At 67.9% G+C, this 10,602-nt stretch carries 9 protein-coding genes; 5 read left to right on the top strand and 4 right to left on the bottom strand.

Annotated elements, in window-relative coordinates; genetic code table 11:
* The first annotated feature begins 33 nt into the window (after positions 1-33).
* Positions 34-2,427, top strand: coding sequence for a TonB-dependent receptor (locus tag AC30PD_RS07190; protein WP_489534954.1), 2,394 nt, complete (start codon positions 34-36; stop codon positions 2,425-2,427).
* A 26-nt stretch (positions 2,428-2,453) separates the two neighbouring features.
* On the top strand, positions 2,454-2,915 hold the full coding sequence (locus AC30PD_RS07195) for a copper chaperone PCu(A)C (RefSeq protein ID WP_489534955.1): 462 nt from the start codon (positions 2,454-2,456) through the stop codon (positions 2,913-2,915).
* Positions 2,916-2,936: 21 nt separating this feature from the next.
* On the opposite strand, the gene ruvA is transcribed toward AC30PD_RS07195, so the two are convergent.
* The 3 genes from ruvA to AC30PD_RS07210 form a co-directional block, all read right to left on the bottom strand.
* Entirely contained in the window at positions 2,937-3,509 is a 573-nt protein-coding gene (gene ruvA / locus AC30PD_RS07200; RefSeq protein ID WP_489534956.1) for a Holliday junction branch migration protein RuvA, read from the bottom strand.
* Entirely contained in the window at positions 3,506-4,162 is a 657-nt protein-coding gene (locus tag AC30PD_RS07205; protein WP_489534957.1) for a response regulator, read from the bottom strand. Before AC30PD_RS07205 ends, ruvA begins: the two co-directional genes overlap by 4 nt.
* 86 nt (positions 4,163-4,248) lie before the next feature.
* A complete protein-coding gene (locus AC30PD_RS07210) occupies positions 4,249-6,111 on the bottom strand; it encodes a sensor histidine kinase (protein ID WP_489534958.1) in 1,863 nt (620 codons plus the stop codon).
* A gap of 117 nt (positions 6,112-6,228) precedes the next feature.
* On the opposite strand from AC30PD_RS07210, the gene AC30PD_RS07215 reads away from it, so the two are divergent.
* From AC30PD_RS07215 to AC30PD_RS07225, 3 genes are read left to right on the top strand one after another with little or no spacing between them, the layout of a single operon-like run.
* Positions 6,229-7,155, top strand: a complete 927-nt coding sequence (locus AC30PD_RS07215; RefSeq protein ID WP_489534959.1) for a PhoH family protein — start codon at positions 6,229-6,231, stop codon at positions 7,153-7,155.
* Positions 7,152-7,601 (top strand): rRNA maturation RNase YbeY, encoded by a 450-nt coding sequence (gene ybeY / locus AC30PD_RS07220; protein ID WP_489534960.1) that lies wholly within the window; start codon positions 7,152-7,154, stop codon positions 7,599-7,601. The genes AC30PD_RS07215 and ybeY overlap by 4 nt, the downstream gene beginning before the upstream one ends.
* Positions 7,598-9,856: a patatin-like phospholipase family protein gene (locus AC30PD_RS07225; protein WP_489534961.1), complete on the top strand. Its 2,259-nt coding sequence runs from the start codon at positions 7,598-7,600 to the stop codon at positions 9,854-9,856. The genes ybeY and AC30PD_RS07225 overlap by 4 nt, the downstream gene beginning before the upstream one ends.
* A 15-nt stretch (positions 9,857-9,871) precedes the next feature.
* Here the strand turns inward: AC30PD_RS07225 and AC30PD_RS07230 are convergent.
* On the bottom strand, positions 9,872-10,602 hold a 731-nt coding region (locus tag AC30PD_RS07230; RefSeq protein ID WP_489534962.1), incomplete at its 5' end, for a magnesium transporter CorA family protein.

Here is a 10,602-nt window from a genome sequence, read left to right on the forward strand (position 1 = left end):
CGCCAGTTTCAATACTTCTTCAGGAACCACAACATGAACTCCACCTCTTCCCGATTTCCCCTCTCGACGCTGGCCGGTGCCGTGCTGCTGGCGCTGCCCTGGCCGGGCCGCGCCCAGTCGGGCCCGGTCGAGCCGGTGCAGCCCGCCGCCACCACGCCGGTCGGCAACCCGAACGACAACGTGCCCGTCAGATCGCTTGGCGTGGTCACTGTCGTCGGCGGCCAGCCCACCTCGCTGCCGACGCAGATCCCGGCGACCATGGAAGGCGTCACACGCGAACAGCTCGAGCGCACCGTCAACGCGACGGACAGCGAAGACGCGCTCAAGTACCTGCCCAGCCTGCTGGTGCGCAAGCGCTACATCGGCGACTACAACCACGCCATTCTTTCGAGCCGCGCTTCGGGCACCGGCAACAGTGCGCGTTCTGCCGTCTACGCCGACGGGATCCTGTTGTCGAACTACCTCGGCAACGGTGTCGGCGGCCTGAGCTTCCCGCCCCGCTGGGGCATGGTCACGCCAGAGGAAATCGAGCGTGTCGACGTGATGTACGGCCCGTTCTCGGCCGCCTACCCCGGCAACTCGGTGGGCGCAGTGGTGGTGTTCACGACACGCATGCCACAGGCCTTCGAAGCGCACGCGAAAGTCGGCTACACCAGCCAGCCCTTCGAGCTCTACAACACCAGTGCCAACTACCGCGCCTGGGAGACGAATGCCACGATCGGCAACCGCAGCGGCGAGTTCGCCTGGTGGCTGAACGTCAACCACGCCGACAGTCATGGCCAGCCGCTGACCTTCGCAACGCGTTTGCAGAGCAGCGGCACCACAGGCGCCGCAGGCACCCCCGTGACTGGCGCCGTGCCCGGTTTGAACAACGCCAACCAGCCCTGGTACGTGATCGGCACCGGCACCGAGTACCGCACCAAGCAAGACCACTTCAAACTCAAGCTGGCCTACGACATCACGCCGTCAGTCCGCGCAAACTACCAGCTGGGTGTGTGGCAGAACACCTCGAACAACGACCCGGTCTCGTACCTGCAGGACGCCAACGGGCAGCCGGTCTACGCCGGAGCCATCAACATCAACGGCCAGTCGTTCGCGCCGCTCACGGGCGCGGACTTCGCAGCCACCCGCGAGAAGCTGACCCATCTGATGCATGGCCTCACGGTGAAGAGCAACACCCAGGGCGTGTGGGACTGGGAGGCCGCGGCCAGCCTCTACGACTACCGCAAGGACGACAAGCGCCAGAACGCCGCCGGCAACACCTTGCCGAACGCTCTGACGGGCGGTGCCGGCACGATCGCCGACGGCAGCGGCACCGGGTGGAACAATCTCGCGTTCAAGGGCATCTGGCGACCCGGCGGCATGCAGGGTGAACACATCGTCGACGTCGGCCTGCAACAGGACAGCTACCGGCTGAAGTACCGTACGTCGAACATCGTCGGCAACTGGCTCGCCGATCCTGCTGGCGCACTCGCCAGCAGCGTCGGCGGCAAGACGCAGTTGATCAGTGCTTTCGCGCAGGACGCGTGGGCCTTCGCGCCGGGCTGGAAAACCGTGCTCGGCCTGCGCGCCGAGAACTGGCACGCGTACGAGGGCCGCACCGCGTTCTCGGCCAGCAGCACACTCGACCATCCGTCGCGCAACGAGAACTACCTGTCGCCCAAGGCCGCACTCGCATTCCAGGCGCTGCCCGACCTGGTGCTCAAGGCCTCGGCCGGCCGGGCCGTGCGCATGCCCACCGTCGGCGAGCTCTACGGTGCCACCTCGACGGCCAATTCGCAGTACATCAACGACCCGAACCTAAAGCCCGAGAAGTCGGTGACGACCGAGCTCACGGCCGAGAAGACGCTGGGCGAAGCCCTGTTGCGCGCGACCTTGTTCACCGAGAACACGCGCGACTCGCTCTATTCGCAGACCACCTTCGACCCGGCGGCCAACCGCAACATCAGCCGGGTGCAGAACGTCGGGCGCATCCGCACCCGCGGCCTCGAGCTGGCATTGAGCGGGACCGACGTGTTCCTCGGCGGGCTGGACCTGAGCGGCAGCGCGACCTACACCGACTCGGTGATCAAGGAGAACGACGGCTTCGTTGCCGCCCCCGGCGACACGATCGGCAAGCGTCAGCCCAACATCCCGACGTGGCGGGCCACGGCGCTGGCCAGCTACCGCTTCGATGCGGCGCTTTCCACGACCCTCGGCGTGCGCTACAGCGGCGCGCAGTACCGCACCCTGAACAACGCCGACGTCAACGGCTTCACCTACCAGGGCGTCAGCAAGTACATCACGGCCGACCTTCGGGTGCACTACCGCGTCACGCGCCAATGGTCGGCGGCCATCGGCATCGACAATCTCAACAACTACGCGTACTGGAACTTCCACCCCTATCCGCAGCGCAGCTACAGCGCAGAACTGAAGTTCGACCTGTGAAAACCACGTCATTGAAGGAGAAAACCATGCGATTCAACTCTCTTGTCGGCGCCACCGCGCTCACGCTCGCGGCCTTCGCGGCCCAGGCCCACGAATTCAAGGCCGGCGCCATCACCATTGGCCACCCCTACGCACGTGCCACGGCGGCGGGCCAGCCGACCGGTGGCGGCTTCATGAAGTTCGCCAACGGCGGTGCCGACGACAAGTTGCTGTCGGTCAGCGCCGAGGTGTCGAAGACCGTCGAGCTGCACGAAATGAAGATGGAAGGCGACGTGATGCGGATGCGCCAGGTCGAGGGCATCACGCTGCCGGGCGGCAAGACGGTCGAGCTCAAGCCCGGGGGTTACCACGTCATGTTCATCGGCCTGAAAGAGCCGCTGAAGGTCGGCGACAAGTTCCCGGTCAAGCTGAAGTTCGAGAAGGCCGGCGAAGTGATCGTGACGGTGAACGTGGAGGCGCCGGGCGCCGACCACGGCATGAAACACTGAAGCGCCGCAGCGCCGAGCGCGCTACTTGGCCAGCGCGCGCAAGGCCAGCTTGATGCCGTCGCTCACCGCCACGTCGGCCGGCAGCGCCTTGAGCGCGGCCGCCGCCTCGCGGTCGCTGTAACCCAGCGCCACGAGCGCCTGCAGGATGTCGCCCTGCGCGCCGCTGCTCACGCTGGCCGGCGCGGCGAGCGAGTCGCCGAGCTTGCCCTTGAGCTCGAGCAGCAGCCGCTCGGCGGTCTTCTTGCCGATGCCGGGCACCTTCACGAGCCGCACGCTTTCTTGCAGGCTCACGGCTTGTGCGAGTTCGTTGATGCTCAGGCCCGAGAGAATCGCCAGCGCCATGCGCGGGCCGATGCCCGAGATCTTCACCAGCAGCCTGAAGGTGGCGCGCTCCTCCGCGGTGAGAAAGCCGAACAGCAACTGCGCGTCTTCGCGCACCACGAAGTGCGTGAGCAGCACCACGCGCTCGCCGAGCGCGGGCAGGTTGTAGTAGCTGCTCATCGGCACGTCGACTTCGTAACCGACGCCGTTCACGTCGACGAGGATCTGCGGTGGCGATTTGCCCGCGAGCGTGCCGGTGAGCCTGCCGATCATGCTCTGCGGAACAGCCCGAGCCGCTGCGCTTCCAGCGCGGCTTCGGCGCGCGAGCTCACGTTGAGCTTGCGGTAGATCTGCTTCACGTAGTCGGCGATCGTGTGGCGCGACAGGTTCAGCTGCACGCCGATCTCGGGCAGCGTGTAACCCTTGGCCACGCGCAGCAGCACTTCGTTCTCACGCTCGGTCAGCGCCACGTGCGGCATGTTCTGCGGGCGTTCCTGGCGCTGTGTCTGCGACGCGAAGTGAGAGATCACGCGGCGGGCGATCGAAGGCGACAGCGGCGGTTCGCCGGCGCTCATGCGCTTGAGCTGCTCGGCGATCAGTTCGCGCGCCTGCTCTTTCAGCAGGTAGCCGAACGCGCCGGCCTGCAGGGCAGGGAAGAGGTGGTCGTCGTCGTCGTGGATCGTCACCACGACCGATTGGCACTCGGGCTGTTGTTCACGCAGCGCCGCCACCACGTCGACGCCCGAGCCGTCGGGCAGGCCGAGGTCGCAGAGCGCGAGGTTGAACTTCACGGCGCCGACCAGGCCGAGCGCGTCGTGCACGCGCGCAGCTTCGTGAATTTGCGCATCGGGGAACACGCCCTTGATGAGCACCTTGAGCCAGGAGCGGATCTCGGGCAGGTCTTCGAGCAGCAGGATGTTGTTCATGCGAGGCCCTCGCTTTCAGGCGCGAACGCGCGCCCGAAAACATCGTAACAGTCCGGCCACCTCGGCTGGCCGGCCGCGCCGTGGTGTCAGAGCGGAAGCGTGAGCCTGATCACGGTGCCATACCCCGGCCCCGACTCGACCAGGCATTGCCCCTGCATCTGCTTGGCGCGGTGTTTCATGCTCGACATGCCGTGGCCGCGGTCGAGCTTGCCGTCGAGCTCCATCGGGATGCCCTTGCCGTTGTCCTGCACGATCAGCCCGAACTCGTGCTCGCCGATCGAGCAGCGCACCTTGCAGTGCGAAGCACCGCTGTGCTTGATGATGTTGCTTACCGCTTCGCGCAGGATGCGCGTGGTCTGCACGAAGCCGCGTGCCGGCAGCAGCTGGTCGACCTCTTCGGCCGGCCCGCGCCAGTCGGCCTCGATGTTGGCCTGGCCCAGGCGCGACACGGTTTCTGCGCGCCAGTCGGCCAGCGCGTCGGCCAGGCGCATCGGCTTGCCGGTGAGGCCGCGGACCGACAAACGCATTTCTTCGAGCGCTTCGCGTGCCAGCGTGGAGATGCGCTCGCTCTCGCTCGTGTGCACGATGGTCAGCAGCTTGGCGCCCAGGTCGTCGTGCAGGTCGGCGGCGATGCGCTTGCGTTCCTTCTCGGTGACCTGCTCGACCCGCATTTCGGCGAGCTGCGCGAAGTTCTGTTCGATCTCGGCGGTGATCTCCTTGACCCGCACTTCGAGCGTGGTGCGGCCGGCTTCTGCCGCCTGCAGCGAGCGCGCGAACACCTGCAACAGCCGCGCGGCGATGCCGATGAACAGCAGCGGCAGCGCGAAGTGCAGCCACTGAACGCGTGGCAGGGCCACGAGGTCGTGCTGCACCGCGAGTTCGGTCAGCACCATCGCCGTGGCGCCGGCCAGCAGCACCGCCATCGGCCAGAACTCGTGGCGCTTGCGCCGCCACGTGACGTAGAGGTGCAGGCCGATGGCGGCCAGCACCTCGATGAGCAGCAGCACGTACCAGACCGAAGCCATGATGAACAGCCGGCCCGGGCCGGCCACCAGCAAGGTGAGCGGCAGCAGCACCCATTGCACCGCGAGCGCCGCTTCGATCCAGCGCGAGCGCAGGTCGGTGTAGCTGATCAGGTACTGCACCGCCAGGGCCGTCACGGGCGCGAAGGCGGTGCAGAACAGGAACTCGACGACCGCGTTGTCCAAGGGCATGTCGCGCCACCACAGCCGCAGCGACATCAGGGCCCAGGCCAGTGAGAGCCAGCCGAAATAACCGAGATAGGCCTCGCGCCGCTGCATCCAGCTCAGCGCCACCATCACGCAGCCCAGCACCGCCAGCGCGAGACTGGCGATCTGCACCGAGGTGACGCTCCAGAACAGACGGCGCGCATGTTCTGCCGCCAGCACCGCCTGCGGGCCCACCTGCAGCGCCGACAAGCCGGCGGCGCGCTGCCGCGATGTGACCCGCTGCAGCGCGTGGCCCACCACGTGCAGGTCGAGCACATTGCCGTGTTCGCGCAGCAGCGCGGCAGGCAGGGTCACCAGCTGCGGGTACAGGCAGTTGCGCGTCACCGGCTCGGCCAGGCGCCCGCCGCTGAAGACGGGGTGGCCGTTCAGCCGCACCTCGACGTTGCTGCAGGCGCGTTCGATGTACAGCGCGAGCAGCTCGTTCGGGTCGCTGCCTTCGGCCGTGTCGAATCGCGCGCGGTACCAGACGCTGCCTTCGTAGAGCGGGCGCGAATCGTCCCAGTCGTCGGGCAACTGCACCGCGCTGCCGGGCGTGTCGACCGGGAACTGTTCGGCGTTGCTGGCGGAGGCCAAAGCACTGGAGATCGTCTGCACCGGCGTCGGGGCCGCTTGGGCGAACCCGGCTGCCGCAAGCACCAGCCAAGCGAACGCGATGCGCCACAAGCGCAGGCAGGGGTGGGCAGGCAGTCGGGCGAGCATCGGCAAAGATTGTGACGGATGGGCGGCGCCCCACGCCGGCGCTGGCAGCCCGTTTCCCACGATTGCGCCACACTCCGGCTGCGACAATTCGCCACCCACCCGAGCCCACACCGAACCGTGATCCTGCGCCATTCTTTCGAACCGCCCGACAACCAGCGTCTGGCGCACCTGTGCGGTAGCCTCGACGAAAACCTGCGCAGCATCGAAGCGGCGCTCGACGTGTCGATCTCGCGGCGCAACGAGTTCTTTCGGGTCGAGGGCGCCAAGCCGCGCGCCGAGCGTGCGATGGCCTTGCTGCAGACGCTCTACGAACAGGCGGCACGCGCCATCGGCGCCGAGCAGCTGCAGCTCGTGATGGCCGACACCACCGGTGGCGAGTCGCCCGGCGGCCTGGCGCTGCGCACGCGCCGGCCCGACCTCGCCGGCCGCACGCCGAACCAGCTGAACTACCTGCGCAACATCCTTGCCCACGACGTGACCTTCGGCATCGGCCCGGCCGGCACCGGCAAGACTTTTCTCGCCGTCGCCTGCGCCGTCGATGCGCTCGAGCGCAGCACGGTGCAACGCATCATCCTCACGCGCCCGGCGGTCGAGGCCGGCGAGCGCCTCGGTTTTCTGCCGGGCGACCTGGCACAGAAGGTCGACCCGTACCTGCGCCCGCTCTACGACGCGCTCTACGACCTGATGGGCGTCGACAAGGTGACCAAGGCGTTCGAGAAGGGCACGCTCGAGATCGCGCCGCTCGCCTTCATGCGCGGGCGCACGCTGAACCATGCGTTCGTGATCCTCGACGAAGCGCAGAACACCACGGCCGAGCAGATGAAGATGTTCCTCACGCGCATCGGCTTCGGCACCCGCACGGTCGTGACCGGCGACGTGAGCCAGATCGACCTGCCGCGCGGCACCGAAAGCGGCCTGATCGACGCCGAGCGCATCCTGCGGCGGGTGCCGGGCATCGCGACCACCCGGTTCACGTCGGCCGACGTGGTGCGCCACCCGCTGGTCGCCCGCATCGTCGAAGCCTACGACGCCGCGCGCTCATGAGAACCGCGCGCCCGCCCCTCACGCTGTCGCTGCAGTTCGCCGACCCGGCAGATCGTGCGGCCTTGCCGCGCCACAAGGTCGTGCGCTGGATTCGCGCCGCGCTCGACGCGCCGGCCGAGATCACGGTGCGCATCGTCGGTGCGGAAGAAGGCCAGGCGCTGAACCGTGACTACCGCCAGCGTGACTACGCAACCAACGTGCTCACCTTCGACTACACCCACGAACCCGTGGTGGTGGCCGATCTTGTGCTGTGTGCGCCGGTGGTGCAACGCGAGGCAAAGGAGCAGCGCCTCACGCTCGAGGCTCACTACGCGCACCTGCTGGTGCATGGCACCCTGCATGCCCAGGGGCACGACCACGAAGACGAGGCCGAGGCGCGCGTGATGGAAGCGCGCGAGTCGGCCCTGATGCTGTCGCTCGGCTTCGCCGACCCTTACGCGCCATGAGTGTCGTGCGCACGCTGGCCTGGTTCGCGGCGTGCGCCGTCGGCGCCGCGGCGGGCTGGGCGGTGCCGGGCGCGGCGCTGGCCCAACCCGTGCCGGCGGCTGCGCCCGCCAGTGCGCCGGCTGCGCCGCTCGGGCGGCCGCGCATCGGCCTCGTGCTGTCGGGCGGTGGGGCGCGCGGCGGTGCGCACCTGGGCGTGCTCAAGGTGATGGAAGAGTTGCGTGTGCCGGTCGACGTGATCGTCGGCACCAGCGCCGGTGCCATCGTCGCAGCGGCCTACGCGAGCGGCATGCCGCTGCCGCAGATCGACCGCGAAATGAGCCGCCTGCGCACCGAAATGCTGTTCCGCGACGGCGACCGCACCGAGACGCCGCTGCGCGACAAGGTCAACGACGCCACCAACTACATCGGCCCCGAGATCGGCGTCACCTCCAAGGGCATGGCCTTTCCGAAGGGCATGGTGGCGGGGGTGTCGATCGAGGCGGTGTTGCGCCAGCTCACCGCACGCCAGCGGGTGCTCGACTTCGACCGCCTGCCGATCCGCTTTCGTGCCATCGCGACCGACCTGGCCACCTCCGAGATGGTGGTGCTCGACAAGGGCAGCCTCGCGGTCGCGGTGCGTGCGAGCATGGCGATCCCGGCGGTGGTCGACCCCGTCGAGCTCGACGGCCGCTTGCTCGTCGACGGTGGCCTGTCGCGCAACCTGCCGGTCGACGTGGCGCGCGCCCTGGGCGCCGACGTCGTGATCGCGGTCAACATCGGCACGCCGCTGCGCAAGCGCTCCGAGATCCGCGGCATCCTCACGGTGTCGGACCAGATCTCTCGTATCCTCACGGCCAACAACGTCAACCAGTCTCTGAGGGAGCTGGGCCCGCGCGACATCCTCATCACGCCCGACCTCGGCACGGTGGCAACCGGTGACTTCGACCGACTGGGCGAAGCGGCGGCTTTCGGCGAAACGGCAGCGCGCGCGGCCACGGACCAACTGGCGCGCTACGCCATCGACGCGCCGGCCTACGCGGCCTGGCACGCGGCGCGCGAGGCTGAGCCGGCGGCGCAGAGCGCGCGCATCGACGCCGTGCGGGTGCGCGGCACGCGCATCGTCAACCCCGAAGTGATCGCCAGCGCCATCCGCACACTGGCCGGCAGCGACCTCGACCCGGCGGTCGCCGACGAAGACCTGAAGCGCATCTTCGCCCGCGGCTATTTCGAGCGAGTGAGCTATTCGCTTTCTGACGAACCGGCGCTGGGCCGCGTGCTGACGGCCGACGTGACCGAAAAATCGTGGGGCCCGAATTACCTGCGCTTCGGCCTGGGTTTGTCGTCGGACCTGAGCGGCGACTCGTTCTTCACGCTCGTCGCCACCCACCGCTGGACCTGGCTCAACAGCCTGGGCGCCGAGTGGCGCAACGACCTGCAGGTCGGTCACACCGACCGTCTTGCGACCGAGTTCTACCAACCGCTCACCGACGCGCAGCGCGTGTTCGTGGCGCTGCACGCCGAAAAATCGCGCGAGCCTTTCGACCTGTACCTGAATGGCTCGCGGCTCGCGCGTTTCCGCCGGGCGACCTACGGCGCGGGCATCGACCTCGGTGTGCCGCTGGGCACCTTCGGCGAAGCCCGCATCGGCTGGGTGCGCGGGCACCTGAAGCTGGCCACCGACACCAGTTTCATTCCCGGTTCGGTGTTCGTGCCGCCCACGCAGATGGGTGGGCTCGACGCGCGCGTGCGCCTGGACACGCTCGACAACCTGCGCTTCCCGCGCTCCGGTTATGCCGCCGACGTGCAGGTCTACGCCTCGCGCGAGAAACTCGGCGCCACCGACAACTACACGCGCTTCTCGGCCAACTTCAATTCGGCGCTGTCGAGCGGCGCGCATTCGGTGCAGCTCGGCCTGCGGGCTGCACGCAGCCTTGGCAACCGCGACTTGCCCACCTACGAGCTGTTCACACTCGGGGGCTTCCTGCAGCTCTCGGGCTACCGGACCGGCGAGTTGCTCGGCCGCGAAATGGGCTTCGGCCGGCTGGTCTACAACTACCGCGTCAGCACACCGGGCTTGCTCGACGGCGCTTATGTGGGCGTGTCGCTCGAAGCCGGGCGGATCGCCGACAAGCTCAGCACCACCGACACCACCAGCTCGCACCGCGGCGCGTCGTTGTACTTCGCGTTCGACACGCCGATCGGGCCGGTGTACCTGGCCTATGGCCGAAGCGACGGGCGCAACCAGTCGGTCTACTTCTTCGTCGGCCAGCCCTGAGGGCTGGCAGCCGGTTCAGCGCGATCGGCTCAGGTAACGCTTGCGCCAGAAGAACAGGCTCAGGCCCGCACCGATCACGAGCATGAAGCCGAAGGTGAACCAGAAGCCGCGCGCGCTGTGAATGAAGGGCAGGCCTTCGAAGTTCATGCCGAAGAAGCCGGTCACGAGGTTCAGCGGCAGGAAGATCGCGGTCAGCACGGTCAGCGTGCGCATGATCTCGCTGGTGCGGTGGCTCTGCGCTGCGAAGTGCATCTGCACCGCGTTCTCGGCCGACGATTCGAGCCGCCGCACATGCACCAACACCCGCTCGATGTGTTCGAGCACGTCGCGCGAGCGCACCCGCAGCAGCTCGCGCTCGCGGCCGGCGGCCTTGTCGGCCTCGTCAGGCCATTCGTCGAGCGCGTCGATCCATTCGGTGATCGCGGCGCGCTGGTCTTCGCACGTGTCTTCGAGCATGTGCAGCGTGTTGCGCGAATCGAGCAAGGTGCGCCAGCTGGTGAAGTGGCTGCGCGGGTTGAACAGCTCCTGCTGCAGGTAGTCGAGCTGTCGGGTCAGCAGGCGGCGCAGTTCGAGGTAGCTGTCGACCATGTGGTTGACCATGCGCAGCATCAGGTCGGCCGGACTCGGCGGCATGCGTGCACCGCCACGCGCTTCGGTACCGGGCTTCTGCTGCAGCAGGCGGTTCGCAAAAAATTCGCGCACCATGCAGTCGGCCGGGTGCACCGTGAGCAGCACCTTGTCGAACA

The sequence above is a fragment of the Rhizobacter sp. genome, from assembly GCF_032229685.1.
In the GTDB taxonomy this organism is placed as follows: domain Bacteria; phylum Pseudomonadota; class Gammaproteobacteria; order Burkholderiales; family Burkholderiaceae_C; genus LMDS01.